Source organism: Rhodospirillaceae bacterium (assembly GCA_028819475.1).
Taxonomy (GTDB): Bacteria; Pseudomonadota; Alphaproteobacteria; order Bin65; family Bin65; genus Bin65.
Window position 1 is genome coordinate 70,030 of the sequence record JAPPLJ010000039.1, and the last position, 19,001, is coordinate 89,030.

Consider the following 19,001-nt stretch of genomic DNA (forward strand, 5'->3'; position numbering starts at 1 on the left):
GGACCTCGGCTGCGCTGTCCGCCCCGTTCTATTTGCAGGGCGGGTTGGTGCGGCTGACCGGGCCGTATTTCAGGAACTCCTCATATTTGACCCCGAAGGTCTGGGAGACCTGCTTGGTAACCCCGATCGTCTTGTTGACCAGGTTGCCGTCCGGGCCCACGACGACTTCCGTCAGGAACATGTCGGCGATGGCATTGCGACGCGGGTCGAGCGAAACCATGCCGGTCGGCGTCTCAAACTTGAGCGACGAAAGAGCCGCGCGGAACTTCTTGCCGCCGTCGGACAGATCGCCCTTCACCTGGTCCAGGGCCAGCAGCGCGGCCTTGGTGTTGATGTAATAGCCGTGGGCGAACAACGACGGCGACGGGAATCCGCCCTTCCCTGCGAACATTTTCTTGTATTGCGCAACGAAGGCTTTCCAGCGCGGGTCGTCCCAGGTATCGGAAATCGGCCCGGCCGACGGCGTGCCGATCACGGTCTCGCGGATCTTACCCTTCGAGCCCAGCACGGTCTGGTCGACGGTGATCGACCCGGCGATCAGAGGCAGCCCGCCGCCCGCCTGCTGATACTGGCTCAGGAAGTTGATCGCGTCGGCGCCGCCGAGGGCGACGTAGATCGCGTCGACATCGTCAGGCAGCGCGGCGATGACGGACGAATAGTCCTTGTTGCCGATCGGCACCCAGAAACGCGCATCGATCGGCGCCTTGCCGCCGAGGCGGCAGAACGGCTCCAGGAACCCGAACACCTGGGTGTAGGGGAAGGAATAGTCTTCCGCCAGAACGGCGACCTTGCGGTATTTCTTGACCTTGTAGGCATACTCGCCGAGGCCGGCCATCCACTGGGCGCCTTCCGTCGAGAAGCGGAAGAAGTTCGGCGCCGGATTGCGCAGAGTCGTATCCTGCGCCGCCGACGTCCCGTTGATGAACGTCACGTTGGGCTTGGTCTTGGCATAGTCCTTGACCGCGAGGCCCTCAGAGCCGGACAGCGGCCCGATCATGACCTGGACACCGTCCTGCTCGACCAGCTTACGGGTGGCGCGGATAGCGCTCGCCGGCGAGGCATCCGACGAACCGGTGATCAGTTCGATCTTCTTGCCACCGGCGGTGTATTTGTGCTCCTCCAGCGCCATCCTGATGCCGCGGATGCTGTCCTGGCCCGGCGCAGCAAAGGCGCCTTCCAGGGTCGCAAGCCCGCCCATCTTGATGGTGTCCTGCGCCACGGCGGGGCTTGCCACGGCAAAGACCGCCGCCGCCAGCAGGGTTTTTCCTGCAACTTTCAGCATGGTAGTTTCTCCCTCTTTACGTGCGTTCGGGCGAACCGGCGGGATGCCAGTCGTCCCGGTTGGCGCGTACGCCCCAGCGGGCGGTCGCGCGCGGCAGCCGGATTCTCGATTCCATCCGGCGCCAAAGCCCGAGCAGGCCGTCCGGCGAAAACAACACCACGAGCAGAAAGGCGAGGCCGATCACGGTGTTGAAACGCTCGCGGTCGATCAGGTCGATTGCGAAATTCTCGAGTAATACGAAGGCGATGGCGCCCAGGAAGGGTCCGATGGGCGCCCGCATGCCGCCGACAACGGCGATCACCAGAATGTCGATCGCCATGTCGACGCCGACGATGCCCGGCGAAACGCGGCCATTGAACCAGACCAGCAGAACGCCGGCGGTTCCCGCGATCAGTCCGGCGTAGAAATAGGCGGCGATGCGATGCAGGAAGACATTGATGCCGAGCGCCCGCACGCGCCGCGGATTGTCCCGGACCGCTTGCAGCCCCAGGCCGAAGGTCGAGCGGGCGCCGTAAAGCACGGCGAAATAGAAGAAAGCCGCGATCGCCAGGGTGAGATAGTAGAACGGCGTCGGATCGCGCCAGTACACGCCGAACAGGGTCGGCGGCTTGATGCCCGCGAAGCCGGTGAACCCGTTGAAGATCACATAGTTCTGGCGCACGAAATAGAAGAAGGCGACGGCGATCGCCAGCGTGATCATGATGGTGTAGATGCCTTCGGTGCGCGCAGCGATGGCGCCGATGAAGGTGCTGAGCAGCGCCGCGCCCAGGATCGCGATGACGACCGTCAGCCACCACGGCCATCCCAGCCCCATCACACCGACGCTGTTGGTGCCCAGGATTGCCATGAGGTAGGCGGCAAATCCGGCAACCGTCATCTGCGCGATGCTGACCATGCCGCCATACCCGGCAAGCATCGTCAGCGACAGCGCGATGGTCCCCAGGATCAGCGAATAGGCGCCGATCTGGAAGGTGAAGAAATCCGACGTAAAGAGCGGATAGGCGATCAGGAAGACCGCAGCGAGCAGCACCGCCGGGTTGATGCCCAGCGGGTAACGGCCGGAATTCCGCTCGATGCCGAACATCTCAGCGCGTCCCCATGATGCCCTGGGGCCGGACGGCGAGCACGCCGACCATGATCAGGAAGGTCAGCACCACGCCGTAGGTCGGAAAATAAGCCAGGCCGAACTGCTCCGCGAGGCCGATGAGCAGGGCGCCTATCGCGGCCCCGGTCACAGAGCCGAGGCCGCCGACGATCACGACGACGAGCGAGGCCAGCAGGTAGCGGATATCCTCCCCCGGGGCGATCGACAGCGCCGTGCCGCCGACCACACCGGCGAAACCGGCCAGACCCGCGCCGATGGCGAAGACCAGGGCGAAGACGAAATGCACGTTCACGCCGGAGGCTGCGAGCATTTCCCGGTCGTTGACGCCGGCCCTGATCATCATGCCGATGCGGGTGCGGTTCAGGAACAACCAGAGGCCGATACCGACGACCACGGCAACGCCGAGCACGGTAAGCCGGTACATCGGATACTTGATGAACACCGGCGCGCCCGACGACTTGATGACCGAGATCACCGGCAGGACGACGGCGCCGTAGAGTCCCTCGGGGGTATCGAACTGGTAGGTCGTGCCCGTCCAGACGGCCAGCATCAGATCGGCGGCGATGATCGAAATGCCGATGGTCACCAGGGTCTGGCGCAGTTCGTCTCCCTGCATCCGCCGGAAAACCGCCACCTGCAGCGCGATTCCGCTGATCGCTATCGCGAGGAATGCGACGGCAAGCCCGAAGAACCAGCTGCCGGTCGCTTCGGCCACCTCGTAGCCGATGTAGCCGCCGAGCAGATACATCGAGCCGTGCGCGAGATTGACGTTGCGCATCAGGCCGAAGACCAGCGTGAAGCCGCTCGCCACCAGGAAATACAGGCCGCCGAGGGTAATGCCGTTAAGCAGGGTGTTGACGAATGTCTTCTTGCGGCCGATGGCGCCGATCAGCCAGTCCGGCCAGACCGCGAAGATCATCCACAGCAGCGCAGCAGCCAGCAGAACGATTCCGAGAATCAGTACAGTGCGGCGCTGCATCGGTTTCCGCACGGCAGATCAGGCCCCGATGCGGATATCGAACGGAAACGTCGTCGCGATGCGTGCAAAATTCGCGGCCCGGGCGGCCCACGAAACGGCCATATTCCGACTCTCCCCGAAGCGTCCGGGCCGACCCGGATGCGCCAAACGACCGGCTGACCGGTTGAGACCCGGTTTCGCGGCCGGCATTGCGTTCGATCCTGCCGGACAGTCTGTCCCAACCCGCCGAAACCCGCAACCGCGTATCTTCGGGACGCGCCGGACCCGGTGGAACATGGCGGCGGAACGGGCCTTCGTGCGATAGCTTCCGGGGACCGGCAGAGTATCCGCGCGGTAATGGAGAGAAGGCAGGCAATGGCCAGTCCCGGCGCACAGGCGTCCGTTCTCCCAGCGGTATCCGCCCAGGCCGGGCTGCATCACCAGTACCTGCTCGGCCTCCAGCTCATGGTCGCCACCCGCGAAGGTCCGGAGGCGGTCGGCGACTGGATGTTCCGGCTGTTCCGCCGCCAGCATGAAGAAAAGTTCCTTGCGGGTTTGCGGACGCTGGGCCTCGAAGGCCAGCCGGACGCCGTGGCTTGCGCAAAATATCACGTCCTCTCGAACGGCATCGGCGGCGTCGCGGTCGACTATATCGAGGAATCCGCGACCAAAGCCTGGGTGCGCTTCCGCTATCCGCGATGGATGTATGACGGACCGGCGATCTGCGGCGTCCCGATCGAAGCGAGCCGAGGCTTCCTGCGCGGCTGGTATGCGCAGAACGGCGTGTCGCTGAACAATCCGCGGCTCGGCTTCGTCTGCGTCTCGGAGGATATGAGCGGCCAGTTCGGATTGTGCGGATACTTCAGGGAATACGACCGCGACATCGGCGAAGATGAACGCCTGGTCTTTGCGCCCGCCGAACGCCCGCCGGCGGCGGATCCGGACCGGCAACCCGCCCTGCCTGCAGCCGAGTGGGGCGATGAACGACGCGCGAAGGCCAGGCGGAACTATGCCGTCGAGTATGTCCGGAACGGTGTCGGCGAGCTGGTTCACGTGATCGGCGAGGCGAAAGCGCTGCAGCATGGCAAGCTGGCGGCGCGGCTGACCGGTTTGCAGGACTACCGCCGGATGGCCGACGCCGTGGGCGCCGTGGACGGCGGACCGGCGGATGCAGCCGCATTCCTGCGCGCCATGTTCAGCGGCATGGGCGACCGGATCGACATGGAAAATTTCGCGAAACACGCCGGCGAACCCGCCGTCAGACTGCGCCAGACCGGCCTGCGGATCGTGCGCGGTCTCACCGGCGCCGAACGCGGAAACCTGCTTGCCTGCTGGATCGAGCTGTGGCGCGGCGCCGTCGCGTCACACCGCCAATTCATGACGGTTGACGCCGAGGCCGACGGGGACGCCCTGCTCTGGACCATACGCCTTTCCTGAGAAAGCGTAGTCGCCACGCAGATCGCCGGTCTCAACCGGCCAGCAGGTCCGATACGCAAGAATTGAGGAAGCGCAGGAATTCGCTGCCGGCGCGGCTCGGCGACGCCACGCAGTGGCCCCAGGGCGAGTCGAAGGGCCGGAATTCGGCATTCGGCATGTGCCGGGCCTCGATAGCGTTATCCTCGGGCGGGAAGTAGAGGTCGGTCGTGCAGGGGATGAGGATCGCCCGGGCGCGGATGGCGCGTAGCGCGCTTTCGAAATCCCCCCGGTAGCGTTCGTTGGCGCTGATGTCGCCGAGCTGCCAGGTCCGAAGCTTGGCCAGCAGGTCGTTGGCGTCCCAGTCGAGATGATCGCGTTCCCAGGCGAGCAGCAATTCCTCCCAGGTCTCGAAACCGAGATCGCAGTGGAGTCGCTCGCGATAGAAGGTCTGCGAATACGCCCAGCCCGCGTAGACCCGGCCGAAGGCCCGGAGGCCCGCCTCGGGCGGCGCGGTGTAGTCACCGCCTGCAAAGGCGCCGTCGGCCAGCAGCGCCGCCTTTACCCCCTCTAGAAACACCTTGTTGTGTGGCGAGGTGCGCGCCGAGGCGCAGAACGGCAGGATGGCGCCGACCATGTCCGGAAACTGCGCCGCCCACTGATACGACTGGCACCCGGCCATGGACCATCCGAGCACGAGGGCAATGCGCTTCACGCCAAGCGCGGTGAGCAACCGGTGCTGGCAGCCAATGTTGTCGTAAAGCGTGACGGCGGGGAAGCGTGGACCGTCGAACGGCGGCGCGGTGTTGCTTGGCGACGACGACAGGCCATTGCCGAACATATTGATCGAGACGATGAAATAGCGCGATGGATCGAGCGCCGGCACCGACCGCAGGTAGCCCTCATTGCGGACATGCGTGCCCGTATAGAAAGTCGGCAGGACGATCGTGTTGTCGCCGCGCGCATTGAGCGAGCCATAGGTTTTGAAGGCGAGCTTCGCATCCGGCAGCGTCGTGCCGGACTGGAGCGGCACTGCGCCGAGTTCGAAAATTTCGTGGCCCTGCGCCAATTCGGACATCCTCCGCCGCAATCCGCGACCCGCGCACCGGCACGCCTGCAATATCGACGGATCTGCAGCCCTGCCGAAGCCTCAAAGCCTCCGCGAACCGAAGTCCTCAATAGAGCCGCAGATACTCCTGCACCTCCCAATCGGTCACCGCCTGGTGGTAACGCTCCCACTCGTCGAACTTGTAGGCGGACCAGGATTTCAGCATGGCGGCGCCAAGCACTTCGGCGGCGAGCGGATCGGCGTTCAGGCCCTCGGTTGCTTCGAGGAGGTTCCGGGGCAGGCGGCGCCCGCCGGCCGCGAGAATTTCTTCTTCCGGCGTAACATACAAGTCCTTGTTGATCGGCGGACCGGGATCGACGCCTTCGACCACACCGGCGACCGCTGCCGCGGTCGTCATTGCGAGCGCCAGATACGGGTTCATGCACAGGTCCGATGCCCGGTTCTCGATGCAGAACCGGTTCTGCGGCAGGCGCAGCATCGCCGAACGGTTGTTGTTGCCATAGGTCATGTGCGTTGGCGCCCAGGTAAATGTCCCCCCTTCGAACCCGGCGACCTGGGCGACCAGGCCGTTATAGGAGTTGATCGTACAGGCGGTGATCGCAGTCAGCGCCGCGCCGTGCCGTAGCAGCCCGCCGACCGCGTGGTAGGCGGCTTCCGCCCATCCGCTGTCGGAATCCTCGAAGAGATTAACGCCCGGGGCGTCCACCTTCTGCATCGAGTAGTTGATATGTGCGCCCGACCGCCAGTCGCCTGTCGCCGGCTTGGGCATGTAGGTGACGAACAATCCGTGTTGCTTGGCGACTTCTTTCAGCAGCACCCGCAGAAACACCAGGCGGTCGGCCATTCCGACCAGGTCCGTGTAACCGAAATCGAGCTCGAACTGCGAGTAGCTGCCTTCGCAGACAACATCCTTCAGTCCCCAGCCCAGATCCTCGAGTATGTCGATGACCGCGCCGAGAAACCCCATCGAATCGATGGAATATTCGATGTCGTAGCCGAACGCCTGGCGCCGCGGCCGGACGCCCTCGCCGGGCATCGGATCGTCGTCGAACGCCTTGACCGGCTCGCCGTCGCGCCAGCGCATGACGATGAACTCCGGCTCGATGCCGGCGACGCCCGCGAAGCCCTTCGCTGCAGTATCGCGCACCACGCGCTTGAGCGCCTGTCGGGGGCACAGGTTGTAGGGCGCGTCCTCCCACCACAGGTCCGCAAACATCCACGCGCAGGTGCTGTCCCACGGACAGATCACCAGGGTGTCGAGATCGGGAATCGGGATCTGGTCGGGGTCGGAGGCGCCGAGTTCCGGCACGAACGAGATCGAATGTACGGCGAATTGCGGGCCCTTGCCCATGCACAGGTTCTCGAAGTCGCTGAGCGGCACGGGCTTGGTCTTCGGCAGCCCGTGCATGTCGATCCAGCAGGAAAAGACGTAGCGGACGCCTGCCTCGGCGAGCTTCGCATGCTCTTCGCGGACGCGCGCGATGTCGGGAAGCGCCCCGGCCATGGTCTGCAATGTTCGGTTCATCGGGCGGTTCCTCTCGTTCCATCCCCATCTGAAATTGATGAAAAGGCCGAAATTATATCATCAAATTAGCAAAATAATAAAATTTATTGAAGTTTTTTGACAAATATTGTAAAATTCACATCATGAATTCCGAAATTGAAAACAAGGACGGTGTGTCATCGCCAGCAGAGCTGCGGACCGAGATTGCCTCCCGAACCAATGCTCACTCATCGCAGGCAGTGACCGCTCAGAGCGGCGAGGACCCTGACGGAAGGGTCTCGCCGCTCTCCTCGCCTTTCGACGACCTCAACCAGAAAATCATCCGGCTGCTCCAGGACGACGGGCGCGCGGCCTACGACGTCGTCGGGCAGAAGCTCGGCGTCTCGGGCGGGACGATCCGCAACCGGGTCGCCCGGATGCGCGAGGCAGGCATGCTGCGAATCGTGGCCGTGGTCGATCCGGTGGCCGTCGACTACGAGACGGATGCGATGCTCGGCATCAAGACCGCGCCGGGAGTCGCTCCGGCTACCGTCGCGCGGCGGCTCGATCCGCTTGCGGCCGTCGTCTACGTCATGTGGGTCAGCGGCCGGTTCGACCTGCTGGTCGAGGTCGTGTGCGACGAGGACGCCGAGTTTGCGAACTTCCTCAATGAGCACATACACGGACATCCCGATGTTGCGCATGTCGAGGTCATGACCCGCATCGGCATGTTCAAGAACCAGTTCCTGCTCAAGGGCCACCTGCCCTAGCCCGCCCCGCGCTCTCAGGAAACCGGCATGAGCTCTTCACTGCAGTCAATCCTGGGGGCAGAAGCGTTGGCCGCATTCGAAACGCCGGGACCGGTAGCAAGCGGATTGCCGGCCGCAGCCTACACGAGCGACGCGTTCTTCGCGCTCGAGAACGAGCGGCTCATTCCGGACACGTGGGTCTTCGCAGGTTTCGCGCACGAACTCGCCAGTTCCGGCGACGTGGCGCCCGTTACCGTCGCCGGCCGGCCGCTGATTCTGGTGCGCGACCGCGAAAATACGCTTCGCGCGTTTCACAATGTATGCCGGCATCGCTGCCTCAGGCTGGTCGACAAGCCCGGCAACCTCGGATCGCGGATCCGCTGTCCGTATCATTTCTGGACTTACGGTCTCGATGGGTCGCTGCAGGTCGCTCCGCATTTCGGCGGGCAGGACCCGCGCGCGGTGCCCGACGGCTTCGACCGGGATGAGCACGGCCTGGTCCCGGTGAGATCGGCGGTGTGGCACGACTGGATCTTCGTCAACCTGAGCGGCGATGCGCCGCCGATCGAGGACTTCGTGGCTCCGTTGCAGAAACGGCTCGGCGGACTTGACCTCGCCGAGCTTCGCCATGTGGTTACCATCGACCTGGGCGAAGCGGCCGCGAACTGGAAGCTCCTGATGGAAAACTTCATCGAGCCCTACCACGTCCAGTTCGTCCACGCGACGACCACGGAGCAGCCGCTCACCGACCACTATACGATCGACGATCCCGGCTGCCTGGGGTGCGCGGTCGATGTTTCGGGCGCGGCGAGGCGGACGGATACGCTTTCGGCCGACGCCCGCTATCTCACATTGTTTCCGAATTTCGTGTTCGGTCTCTACATCCCGGATCAGGTCGGCGTGCACCTTAACGTGCCCCTGGCGCCGGACCGCACCCTTCATCGCCGCGCGATCTACAGCATCGGGGCCGATTCGGTCCTCGCCGAACGGAAGGAGCAGCTCGCGGCGCTCTGGCGCGAGGTGCATCTCGAAGACGTGGCGATCTGCGAGCGGCTCCAGCAAGGACGTGCCTCCGATCCGGCGGCTGGCGGGGTGCTTTCTCCGGTGTGGGAAGACGCCGTACGCAGCTTCCAGGAACTCGTGGTGGACCGCCTGAAATGAAGGCGGCGTCGATATGGAGCCGGCGTCGCCGCACCCGGCCCGGGCTACCGCCCTCCGCTCGACACGAAACCGTCCCGCTTCGGCGCTATTGGGCGCGCGAGACAAACGCGATAGTTTGACGGCCCTGGCGCAGACCGGTCCCGGCGCGCCGCCGCCCGAGGAAAACGACCATGCAATTTCTACACACGATGCTCCGGGTGGGCGAACTGCAGCGCTCCATCGATTTCTATACCAAGGTCATCGGCATGGACCTGCTGCGCACCACCGAGCGTCCTGACCAGGGGTATACCCTCGCCTTCGTCGCTTTTCAGGGCGGCAACAGGAACGGCGAGGCCGAAATCGAACTGACCTACAACCACGGAACGTCGGAGTATGATCTCGGTACCGCGTACGGACACATCGCGCTGGGCGTGGACAGCGTTGCAGAAACCTGCGAGCGGATCCGCGCCGCGGGCGGCAATATCACCCGCGAGCCGGGACCGGTCAAAGGCGGATCCACGGTCATTGCTTTCGTCGAGGATCCGGACGGGTACAAGGTTGAGTTGATCGAAGCCGGTACGCGCGAGATCTGACGCCGCGCATCGGCGAAGGCCGGTTCCCGGCACCGAAAGCTATCCGATGAATCGCTACCGTATCGCTGTCATTCCCGGCGACGGCATCGGCCGGGAGGTCGTGCCCGAAGGCATCCGGGTGCTGGAGGCCGCCGGCGCCCGCTTCGGCATAGAGTGGGATTGGACCGAGTTCGACTGGGGCTGCGAACGCTATGCAAAGACCGGCGGGCTCATGCCGGAGGACGGTCTCGACCGGCTGGCCGGTTTCGATACCATCTTCCTCGGCGCGGTCGGCTTCCCCGGCGTGCCCGACCATGTCTCGCTCTGGGGTTTGCTGATCCCGATCCGCCGGCGCTTCGAGCAGTATGTCAACCTGCGCCCCGTGCGCCTGCTCGAAGGCCTGCCCTGCCCGCTCGCCGGACGCGAGCCGGGCGACATCGACTACCTGATCGTGCGCGAGAACTGCGAGGGCGAGTATTCCGAGATCGGCGGCCGGCTCCACCAGGGCACCGACGCCGAACTGGCGATGCAGGAGACGGTGTTCACCCGCCGCGGCACCGATCGGATCATGCGCTACGCCTTCGAGCTGGCCCGCGGCCGCCGCCGCCGGCATCTGACCTCGGCGACCAAATCCAACGGCATCATCCACACCATGCCCTATTGGGACGAGCGTTTTGCCGCCGTCGCCGCGGAGTATCCCGAAGTCACGACCGACCAGTTCCATATCGACATCCTGGCGGCCCATTTCGTCCGCAACCCGGATTGGTTCGACGTTGTCGTCGGCTCCAACCTGTTCGGCGACATTCTGTCGGACCTCGGCCCGGCCACGACCGGCACCATCGCCGTTGCACCCTCCGGCAACATAAACCCGGAACTGGAGCATCCGTCGATGTTCGAGCCGGTCCATGGCTCGGCGCCGGACATCGCCGGACAGGGGATCGCCAACCCGATCGGCCAGATCTGGTCCGGCGCGATGATGCTCGACCATCTCGGCGAGCCGGATGCAGCGGCGGCGGTCGTCGCGGCCTTCGAGGGCGTTCTGGCGGAAGGCGCAACGCTGACTCCGGACATGGGCGGCGCGGCGCGCTGTGCCGATCTCGGCAGGGCTGTGGCGGAACGGCTGTAGCGCCGAACATTCAAACTGGAGCGTATGATGTCCGGGATACACTACCGATCGGCGACCGAGTTGATGGCGTTGCTCGATGCGCGGGAGATCGGCGCGCGGGAACTGCTCGATCATTTTCTCGAGCGTGTCGACCGGCATAATCCGGCGATCAACGCGATCGTCTGGCGGGACGCAGAGCGCGCGCGGGCGGAAGCCGATGCTTCGGACCGGCGCCGCGCGGCAGGGGAGGACACCGGTCCCCTGGACGGCCTGCCGGTGACCGTGAAGGAAAGCTACGACCTGGCGGGCTCGCCCACGACCTGGGGCGTCCCGGAATACAGGGACAACATCGCGGATAGGGATTCGGCCGTGGTCGAGAAGTATCGCGGCGCCGGCGCCGTGGTCTTCGGCAAAACGAATGTTCCGTTCATGCTGAGCGACTGGCAGAGCTTCAACGAAATCTACGGCACCTGCAACAATCCTTGGGATCCGGCCCGTTCGCCCGGCGGTTCCTCCGGCGGGTCGGCGGCGGCCCTCGCCGCGGGGCTGACGGGGCTGGACGCCGGCTCGGATATCGGCGCCTCGATCCGCAACCCGGCCCACTATTGCGGAGTCTTCGGCCACAAGCCGACCTGGGAGATCGTCCCGGACCGCGGCCAGGCGCTGCCGGGCAACCGGGCGCCGACTGACATCGCCGTCGTCGGCCCGCTTGCCCGGTCGGCGGCGGACCTGAAGCTCGCCTTCGGCCTTCTGGCCGGCGCCGACGGCCCGGCCGCCCGGGGATGGCGCCTGGAACTGCCCGCGCCGCGCCGGGGGAGCCTGAAGGAGTACCGCGTCGGCCTCCTGCTGAGCGATCCGCAGGCCGAGGTCGAGCAATCCTACCAGGACGCCATCGCCACCCTCGCGCATTGGCTGGAAAGCGAAGGCGCGACCGTCGAGATCGGCGCGAAGCCGGACTTCCCGACCGAAGAGGCGATGGAGGTCTACACGATGCTGCTGCGCGCCGAGACGTCCAAGCCCCTGAGCGACGAGATGATGGCGCAGGCGCACGAGGATCTGCGCCGCCTGCCGGCGGACGCGATCCCCTACCGCCGCCGGATGCTGGAAGCCCAGACCATGCTGCACCGGGACTGGCTGCGCTGGAACGAGCGGCGCTACAAGCTCATGGAAGGCTGGGAAGCGTGGTTCGAGACCTGGGACCTGCTGCTCTGCCCGGCCGCATCCTCGCCGGCCTTCCCGCACGATCAGGCGGGCGAGCGCCACGACCGGACGATCACCGTCAACGGCAGGGTGCAGCCGGTCGTCGACCAGCTCTTCTGGGCCGGCTATCCCTGCGGCTACTACCTGCCCTCGACCGTCGCGCCGATCGGCCTCGTGAACGGCCTGCCCGTCGGCGTCCAGATCGTCGGGCCCCGTTACGACGATCTGACCTGCCTGCACATGGCAGGGCTGATCGAGGAGGGCTATTACCGCTTTACGCCGCCGCCCGGATATTGAAGCCGCAGGCAGCGCTCACGGTGCTTCCCTGCCCGGTCGTCCAGCCGGTCCGCTACCCGGACACCGCCGCGACCGGTCCGGCGGCAGCGCTTTCCCGCTTGAGGCCCGAAGCGAGTTCGATAAAGGTCGCGCCAGTCGATTTCGCGGCGGACGGAAAGGCGCGCCGAAGCGAATAGTCCGAGCCGTCCGCAGGCAGGAAAATCCGGATTGAACCGCGCAGCCCTTCGGATTCCAGGCGGCGGCCGCCATGCCCCCCCTCTTCCGCGGCAGCGCACCCGCCGAAGCAATCCGGATACTGCGCCAACACGGCGTTGAGATGACGGACCACCAGTGCGGCGGGCCGGGGGTTGCACAGCCGGTCATAGGCGCCGTGGCGTACGAAATAGCCGCGGTCGTGATCGACCAGCGTATCGGCGAAGACTCCGGCATGGCCGAGCGTGTTAGCAGTGAACAGGGCTTCGGCCATCCGGGAGGCGATCCTGAGATCGTTGCGCTCCGCCTGCGAAGGATCGAAGCCCGCCGTGCGCAAATGGATCGAGGCGCGAAGACCGAAGCTGCCGGCCAGCTTGTCGATCCCGACCAGCGTTTCGCACACCGGCGCGTCGGCAGGCAGGCGGAATACAAGGCCGGCAAGCGTTCCGGCGAGATCCGGCTGCGTCAGCAACGCTTCGATCCAATCCCGGTCGGCAATGTCGAAGCCATGGTTGACGACATGAAAATAACGCCCGGCCTCGGCGCGCAGTTCGTCATGGGAACGCAACCGCGAAAGATAGAGCGGAATACCGGCAACCGCGGCGGCGGCTGCAATTTCCGGTACGCTGCTATCCGCCCCCGGGTCGAATCCGGCCTCCCATGCGCTCAACAGGTCTGCATTCTCCACGATCAGCCCGCGCGCCCGCGTGTCTGGCAGGCCGAAGGTGAACAGGGTGTAGGCGAAGCCGTGTTCAGCCAGCGCGCGCAGCCGCTCCCGGCGCGAGGCCGTAGCGAGATCGCTCAACGGGATACGCAGGTTGCGGATGCCCATTTCCCAAAGGCCGAGCACGGGATAATCGTTGCGCGCCCGCTTGCGGTCGAACTCGTCGAGCCCGCCCGAGGGCGGCACCTCGACCGTCTCCATCCAATCCTGCCGCATGTCGAAACCGAATGCGCTCCGGTCGATCAGTTTGGGGTGCGGCGGCGAAGGCGGCGCGGGCATTTCGCCGGGAGGCACGAGAGCGTCGGCGGTCTCGCCCCAGGTGCGCACCGGTTCGCAGACGTGGCCGAATTCGTGCATATGGACAACGACGTAGCCCAGCTTCGGCGTGTCGTTGCGGCCGGATTCGTCGTCCGGCCCGGGCGGAGCGCGGTACATCTCGGCATAGTCCTGCCGGACGAAGGCGGTCGACGGCAGGAGATAGCAGTCCGTCGCGCCGATCCGGTTGAACCAGAAATTGTGGACATGGCCGGCGAACAGCGCCTCGACGCCGTATTCGCGGACCAGGCCGGTCAGCCAGCTTCGCCCCGGCTCGCCGATATTGTCGTAGTGCTCCGGTTCGTCCTCGTCCGCGACGAAGGGCGGATAATGGGTGAACAGGAAGATCCGCCTGCCCCCGTTGGCCGCGAGATCGGCCTCCAGCCAGGCGCGCTGTTCCGCCTCCGCTTTCAGGCCGCTGTTCAGCAGCTGGGCGTTGACGATGACGAAATGGCACGCGCCATGGTCGAACGACCGGTAGTGCGGCCCGAAATGCTCCTCCCAGCAGACGAGATAGGCGTCGCAGACGGTTGCGGTCGGCGCCCAGTCATTGGGCTTGTCGCCGACATCGTGATTGCCGGGGGTCAGGTATTGCGTGTGCCGCAGCGCCGCCGACTGTTCCAGATAACGGGCGGCGGCCCGGTCGTACAACGCCGGCACGGCCGGTACGGGATGCAGCAGATCGCCGACATTGACGACGAAGGCGAGGTCGCGCCGGTTCAGGTCGTTGACGACATGGCGCAAACGCCGGTTGGCCAGCGCATTCACCGCGAAGGGCGAATTGCACTCGTCCTCGCCCTGGTTGAGGTGGGTGTCCGTGACAACGGCGAAAGTAAACAGCCGCGCGCCGAGGCCGCGCCGCCGGTCTCGCGCCGATCCCGCAGGTTCCGTCATCGCCGCCCCGGCGAACCCTATCGGCTCGGCTGTGCCGGTTCGACCCGGGGAAGGCGCGCCTTCGCCTTGGTGTCCGCGGCGCCGGCGTTGCGGACGTAACGGGCGTCATCGCCCTCGCGCACGAGATTGACATAGTCCGGCTCACCACCGGTCGTGCGATGGATGAACAGGCGCTGCTGCTGGTTTTCGGCGATGATGTCGGTATAGGCCTTCGGATCCCAGTCCTCGAACAGGATCGCCTCCAGTTCCGCGCGCTGGCCGGCATGAGCCGGATCGGCGGACAGGTCGTTCACCTCTTCGGGGTCGTCGTCGAGATTGTAGAGCAGCGTATCGACGCCCTCGAGCCACATCAGCTTCCACGGCCCCTGACGCACCATCCGGCTGACGCCGGTCGAGCCGTCGGCGGCGAATTCGGAGACGACCGTATCGGTCATGCCGCCTTTCTCGCCCTCCAGCGCGGACAGCAGAGAGGCACCGTCCAACGGCTTGACGAAGCCGTTGAAATTCCCGCCGCTCGCCAGGTCGGTGAGCGTCGGCAGCAGATCGACCAGGGAAACCGCTTCCGTCACCCTGCCCGGCTTCCAGCGGTTCGGGGCATGGACGATGAACGGCACCTTGCCCGACCAGTCGAAGAAGTGCTGTTTGAACCACATGCCGCGCTCGCCCATCATGTCGCCGTGGTCGGCGGTGAAGATGACGACCGTGTCGTCGGCTAGGCCGGTCTCCTCGAGCGTGCGGACAATCCGGCCGACCTTCTCGTCGATGTAAGAGATCATGCCGTAGTAGGCGTGCCGCGCCGTCCGTCGGTCCTCGACGGTCAGGTCGTAGAGATGCCGCGCCTGGCAAAAGTGCAGGTTGCGGCTGAGATGGTCCATTTCGTCGGGATCGAGCGGCGCGGTCGCCGGCGCCTCGATCGCGTCGTGGTCATAGAGGCCCCAGTATTTTTCGTCGATCACATAGGGATGGTGCGGACTGGTGAACGAGACCGTCAGCATGAAGGGCCGGTCGGCGCAGTAGCGCGCCAGGTCGTAGAGCGCCTGGACGCTGAAATGCTCGACTTCGTCGTCATAATCCATCTGCATGGTGCGCACGGCGAGGCCGGCCTCGAGGATCGGCGCCATGGTCAGGTTGGTCGGCCGGTATTCCCGCCCCTTCGACCAGTCGACGGTCCACGCGAAATTGGCCGGATAGATTTCGGTCGTGTGGCGCCTTTCGAAACCGTGCATCTGGTCCGGTCCGACGAAATGCATCTTGCCGCTGAGCTCCACCCGGTAGCCGAGATGGCGCAGATAGTGGGCGAAAGTCGGGATGTCGGCGTGAAATTCCGAGGCATTGTCGTACATGTCGATGGTGAAGGGCAGGATGCCGGCCATCATCGAGGCGCGGGACGGCGCGCACATCGGCAGGTTGCAATAGCAGTTCTCGAAGACGACGCCTTCGTCGGCCAGACGGTCGATATTCGGCGTCAGCGTCGTCCGGTTGCCGTAGTACCGGAGCGCCCGGGCGCTCATCTGGTCGGCCATGATGAACAGAATGTTCGGCTTGTCCGTCGCCATCGGATTCCGTCCCTCTTGCGTTCAAACGGAAACGGGCAGGCGCAGGCCGCCCGCCCGTTCCGCAGGTTTGGCCGGCGGGCCTATTTCTTCAGCTTGGCGACCACTTTCTTGAAGGTCTCGTACTGGTTCTTGACAAAGGCCTTTGTGTCGGCCGGGCTGCGGATGTCCGGAATCGACCCAAGGTTGCCGATCAGCTTGTTGAAGGCCCGGTCCTTCTTGAGGGATGCCAGCACGCTCACCCATTTGTCGACCACCGGCTTGGGCAGATCGGGCGGGCCGAAAATGCCGCTCCAGCCGATGATCGCCTCCATGTTCGGATAGCCCAGCTCGCGAACGGTCGGGACGTCCGGCACCGCCTTGAAACGCTTGTCGGTGGTGATTGCCAGGGCGCGCAGTTGGCCGGCCCGGATCGAACCGATCACACCGGACAGGTTCTGCCACAGGAAATGAACCTGGTTGCCGACGATGGCCGCGCGCGCCTTGCCGCCGCCCTTGAACGGAATATGAGTGATCTGGTCCGGATCGAGGCCCATGTCGTCGGCCATCACCAGCGCCGCCAGGTGCAGCAGGGTGCCGACGCCGGCGGAAGAATAGGTCTTGATCTTGCCCGCCTTGATCCCCGCCTCGAAGTCCTTGAACGTCTTGATGTCCGACTTGGCGTTGACCACAAGGACGAACGGGTTGCGCTCGGTCAGTCCGAGAAAGGTGAACTGGTCCCACTTGTAGGGGATGCTCGGGTTGAAGGCGGGAACACCCGCATTGCTGCCGACGCGCGCCGACAGGAGCGTATAGCCGTCCTTTTTCGCCCGCACGACGTGGAAGGCGCCGATGCTGCCGGCCGCGCCCGCCTTGTTGATCGCGAGTACGGCATGGTTGAGATATTTCGGCGCCGTACCGGCGACAATGCGGGCGTGCAGGTCCGCCGCGCCACCCGGCCCGTAGGGCGCAACCAGCGTGATCGGCCGCGACGGATAGTCGGCGGCAACGGCCGGGATCGCGGCCGCCGTCACCGCCATCGCGGCAACGGCTGCGGTTGTCCATTTCGTCAGTTTGTACACGTCGGTTCCTCCCTGGAATTTTCCCGTCTGTGACGCGGAAAACAGCACAGATGTGCGCCTGCTCCGGTGTCCTTCGGCCGGTGCAGCGCGCGCGATGCAGGAACAGGTTGACAGAACCGGTTTTTCAAATCAAGAAATATTTACCGACGTTAAAAAATAGGCCCGACCTTTGGCTTCCTCGGCTTCCATCGCCGATTTGCGACGCCAGAACCGGCATCTCGTGCTGCGCGCCATTGCCGAGCACGGCGCTGTATCGCGCACCGTCATCGCCGAGACCGTGAGGCTGACGAACGCCGCCGTCTCCCGCATCGTGCGGGAGCTCGTCGAGGCGCGCCTGCTCACCGAATACCCGGCGACCGGCAAGCGGCGGCAGGCGGGCCGGCCGCGGGTCCGCCTCGGATTCGCCGATGACGGCGCTTTCGTGCTGGGCATGGCGATCACACTGAACCAGAAGGAGGTCGTGCTTGCGACCTGCCGCGGGAACGTCGTGGCGCGGCGGGACTGCAGCGACGTGCCGCTCGACCGGCCGGAGCCGGCTCTGGCGGCGCTGGCGCAGGCGGCGGTCGAGTTGATTGCAGAGTCGGGCAGGGATCCGACGCGCATTCTCGGCGGTGCGGCGCTGATCGCCGGCCGGGTCGATCCGGCGACGGGCGAGTTGCGCAGCGGCGGCCCCCTGGGCTGGCGCACGGTCGACGCTGCCGGCATCCTCGCCGGCCTGACCGGGGTGCCCTTCGTCGCCGAGGGCCGGGCCGCAGCGCTGTTGCAGGCCGAAGCCCGGCAGGGCTGCGCCTCCGGCCTGCGCGATGTCCTGCTGGTCAATGTCGGGCTGCGGCTCGGCTCTGCGCTGATGCTTGACGGCGCGCCGGTGCGCGGTGCGGCCAATGAGGCCGGGCAACTGGCCGGATTCCCGTCAGGCGGTGCGACGCTGGACGATACGGCATCCGGAATCGCCATTCTGCACCGGCTGGACAGCATGGGCCTGACGAAGAGCGCCGGACCCGAGGACGACGGACAGCGGCTTCGCGGCATCGCCGAACCGGGCCGGAATCTGCCGGCCGATGCCCGGAGCGTTATCGAGATATGCGGCGCGGAACTCGGCAAGGCCTTACGGCTGCTCGCGACGGTCCTGAAGCCCCAGGCCGTCCTGCTGGCCGGCCAGGTGGGGCGCCATCCGGACTATGTCGCCGGCGTCCGGCGCATCGCAGCCGATGCCGCCCTGTCCGGCCGCACCTTCGATACCCGGGTCAGCGCGCTGACCACGGCCCACTCGGCGGTGTGGCTGGCGCTCGACCGGCACCTGTTCCACGAGCGCTTCGACCTCGGCCGGCTCGCGCCGGAGCGCGCGGCCGACGCCGCCCCGGCAGCGGTCTGAACGATGAAGCTCAACCGAAACATCGTTGCCGGGCTGTGCTTCGTCGGTTTCGGCGTCCTCGCGATTGCCGTGCTTATTCCCTACGGCATCGTCCAGCCGCCTTCGGTCAAATACCGCGCGCTCTCGCCCTCATTCTGGCCCTACATCGTCTGTAGCGGCATTGCCGTCATCGGCGCGCTGCTCCTGGTCTACGAGCTGCTGGCCGCTTTCCGGACCGAGGATACGACAGCCGGCGACGCAGCGCCGCCGGCCGGCCGGCCCGCGTGGATAGCCGGGCGGCCGTTCATCGTGATGGCCCTGCTCCTGGCGATTTACCTGACCCTGGAATTCCTCGGCTTCGTTCTGACCACGACGCTCGGGCTGGTCGCCCTGATGCTGCTGGCGGGCGAACGCCGCCCCCTGATCGTCGTGCCTGTTGCGCTGCTGCTGCCGCTGGCGCTGCACCTGTTCTTCGTCAAGGCGGCGCAGCGGCCGATCCCGGGCGGCGTGCTCGATTTCCTGCTGCAGCGGATCTGAC

16 protein-coding genes are annotated in these 19,001 nt (G+C 65.6%); 8 read left to right on the forward strand and 8 right to left on the reverse strand.

Annotated elements, in window-relative coordinates:
- Positions 1–28: 28 nt before the first annotated feature.
- From OXM58_12495 to OXM58_12505, 3 genes are read right to left on the reverse strand one after another with little or no spacing between them, the layout of a single operon-like run.
- Positions 29–1,282: an ABC transporter substrate-binding protein gene (locus tag OXM58_12495; GenBank protein ID MDE0149181.1), complete on the reverse strand. Its 1,254-nt coding sequence runs from the start codon at positions 1,280–1,282 to the stop codon at positions 29–31.
- 16 nt (positions 1,283–1,298) lie between these two features.
- Positions 1,299–2,366, reverse strand: coding sequence for a branched-chain amino acid ABC transporter permease (locus tag OXM58_12500; GenBank protein MDE0149182.1), 1,068 nt, complete (start codon positions 2,364–2,366; stop codon positions 1,299–1,301).
- 1 nt (position 2,367) lies between these two features.
- Positions 2,368–3,378: a branched-chain amino acid ABC transporter permease gene (locus OXM58_12505; GenBank protein ID MDE0149183.1), complete on the reverse strand. Its 1,011-nt coding sequence runs from the start codon at positions 3,376–3,378 to the stop codon at positions 2,368–2,370.
- Positions 3,379–3,720: 342 nt separating this feature from the next.
- On the opposite strand from OXM58_12505, the gene OXM58_12510 reads away from it, so the two are divergent.
- Positions 3,721–4,782 carry a hypothetical protein gene (locus OXM58_12510; GenBank protein MDE0149184.1) on the forward strand — a complete coding sequence of 354 codons (1,062 nt, stop codon included), beginning with the start codon at positions 3,721–3,723 and terminating at the stop codon, positions 4,780–4,782.
- Positions 4,783–4,813: 31 nt separating this feature from the next.
- Here OXM58_12510 and OXM58_12515 read toward each other — a convergent pair whose 3' ends face one another.
- Entirely contained in the window at positions 4,814–5,836 is a 1,023-nt protein-coding gene (locus OXM58_12515; protein ID MDE0149185.1) for an alpha/beta fold hydrolase, read from the reverse strand.
- Positions 5,837–5,933: 97 nt separating this feature from the next.
- The gene (locus OXM58_12520; GenBank protein ID MDE0149186.1) at positions 5,934–7,352 is read right to left on the reverse strand and encodes a hypothetical protein; all 1,419 of its coding nucleotides are present in this window, start codon (positions 7,350–7,352) and stop codon (positions 5,934–5,936) included.
- A gap of 218 nt (positions 7,353–7,570) precedes the next feature.
- On the opposite strand from OXM58_12520, the gene OXM58_12525 reads away from it, so the two are divergent.
- The 5 genes from OXM58_12525 to OXM58_12545 all read left to right on the forward strand — a co-directional run bounded on the left by OXM58_12525 (position 7,571) and on the right by OXM58_12545 (position 12,373).
- Positions 7,571–8,080: an Lrp/AsnC family transcriptional regulator gene (locus OXM58_12525; protein MDE0149187.1), complete on the forward strand. Its 510-nt coding sequence runs from the start codon at positions 7,571–7,573 to the stop codon at positions 8,078–8,080.
- A gap of 27 nt (positions 8,081–8,107) precedes the next feature.
- Positions 8,108–9,220 (forward strand): aromatic ring-hydroxylating dioxygenase subunit alpha, encoded by a 1,113-nt coding sequence (locus OXM58_12530; GenBank protein MDE0149188.1) that lies wholly within the window; start codon positions 8,108–8,110, stop codon positions 9,218–9,220.
- Positions 9,221–9,390: 170 nt separating this feature from the next.
- A complete protein-coding gene (gene gloA, locus OXM58_12535) occupies positions 9,391–9,792 on the forward strand; it encodes a lactoylglutathione lyase (GenBank protein MDE0149189.1) in 402 nt (133 codons plus the stop codon).
- Positions 9,793–9,838: 46 nt separating this feature from the next.
- Positions 9,839–10,897: a tartrate dehydrogenase gene (locus tag OXM58_12540; GenBank protein ID MDE0149190.1), complete on the forward strand. Its 1,059-nt coding sequence runs from the start codon at positions 9,839–9,841 to the stop codon at positions 10,895–10,897.
- Between the two features lie 24 nt (positions 10,898–10,921).
- Positions 10,922–12,373, forward strand: coding sequence for an amidase (locus OXM58_12545; GenBank protein MDE0149191.1), 1,452 nt, complete (start codon positions 10,922–10,924; stop codon positions 12,371–12,373).
- A gap of 52 nt (positions 12,374–12,425) precedes the next feature.
- Here the strand turns inward: OXM58_12545 and OXM58_12550 are convergent, their stop codons facing one another.
- From OXM58_12550 to OXM58_12560, 3 genes are all read right to left on the reverse strand, one after another.
- Positions 12,426–14,498, reverse strand: a complete 2,073-nt coding sequence (locus tag OXM58_12550; GenBank protein MDE0149192.1) for a metallophosphoesterase — start codon at positions 14,496–14,498, stop codon at positions 12,426–12,428.
- 17 nt (positions 14,499–14,515) lie between these two features.
- The gene (gene betC / locus OXM58_12555; protein ID MDE0149193.1) at positions 14,516–16,054 is read right to left on the reverse strand and encodes a choline-sulfatase; all 1,539 of its coding nucleotides are present in this window, start codon (positions 16,052–16,054) and stop codon (positions 14,516–14,518) included.
- An 80-nt stretch (positions 16,055–16,134) separates the two neighbouring features.
- Positions 16,135–17,112 carry a tripartite tricarboxylate transporter substrate binding protein gene (locus tag OXM58_12560; GenBank protein MDE0149194.1) on the reverse strand — a complete coding sequence of 326 codons (978 nt, stop codon included), beginning with the start codon at positions 17,110–17,112 and terminating at the stop codon, positions 16,135–16,137.
- A gap of 196 nt (positions 17,113–17,308) precedes the next feature.
- Here OXM58_12560 and OXM58_12565 point away from each other — a divergent pair, with 196 nt between their 5' ends.
- Together OXM58_12565 and OXM58_12570 are read left to right on the forward strand one after the other, a co-directional pair.
- Positions 17,309–18,484: an ROK family transcriptional regulator gene (locus OXM58_12565; protein MDE0149195.1), complete on the forward strand. Its 1,176-nt coding sequence runs from the start codon at positions 17,309–17,311 to the stop codon at positions 18,482–18,484.
- 3 nt (positions 18,485–18,487) lie between these two features.
- A complete protein-coding gene (locus tag OXM58_12570; protein MDE0149196.1) occupies positions 18,488–19,000 on the forward strand; it encodes a tripartite tricarboxylate transporter TctB family protein in 513 nt (170 codons plus the stop codon).
- Position 19,001: the final 1 nt, after the last annotated feature.

Coding starts and splice junctions, on each gene's coding strand:
- OXM58_12530 (MDE0149188.1), top strand. CDS start 8,108: ATGAGCTCTTCACTGCAGTCAATCCTGGGGGCAGAAGCGTTGGCCGCA.
- OXM58_12515 (MDE0149185.1), bottom strand. CDS start 5,836: ATGTCCGAATTGGCGCAGGGCCACGAAATTTTCGAACTCGGCGCAGTG.
- OXM58_12510 (MDE0149184.1), top strand. CDS start 3,721: ATGGCCAGTCCCGGCGCACAGGCGTCCGTTCTCCCAGCGGTATCCGCC.
- gloA (MDE0149189.1), top strand. CDS start 9,391: ATGCAATTTCTACACACGATGCTCCGGGTGGGCGAACTGCAGCGCTCC.
- OXM58_12550 (MDE0149192.1), bottom strand. CDS start 14,498: ATGACGGAACCTGCGGGATCGGCGCGAGACCGGCGGCGCGGCCTCGGC.
- OXM58_12570 (MDE0149196.1), top strand. CDS start 18,488: ATGAAGCTCAACCGAAACATCGTTGCCGGGCTGTGCTTCGTCGGTTTC.
- OXM58_12545 (MDE0149191.1), top strand. CDS start 10,922: ATGATGTCCGGGATACACTACCGATCGGCGACCGAGTTGATGGCGTTG.
- OXM58_12540 (MDE0149190.1), top strand. CDS start 9,839: ATGAATCGCTACCGTATCGCTGTCATTCCCGGCGACGGCATCGGCCGG.
- OXM58_12495 (MDE0149181.1), bottom strand. CDS start 1,282: ATGCTGAAAGTTGCAGGAAAAACCCTGCTGGCGGCGGCGGTCTTTGCC.
- betC (MDE0149193.1), bottom strand. CDS start 16,054: ATGGCGACGGACAAGCCGAACATTCTGTTCATCATGGCCGACCAGATG.
- OXM58_12500 (MDE0149182.1), bottom strand. CDS start 2,366: ATGTTCGGCATCGAGCGGAATTCCGGCCGTTACCCGCTGGGCATCAAC.
- OXM58_12520 (MDE0149186.1), bottom strand. CDS start 7,352: ATGAACCGAACATTGCAGACCATGGCCGGGGCGCTTCCCGACATCGCG.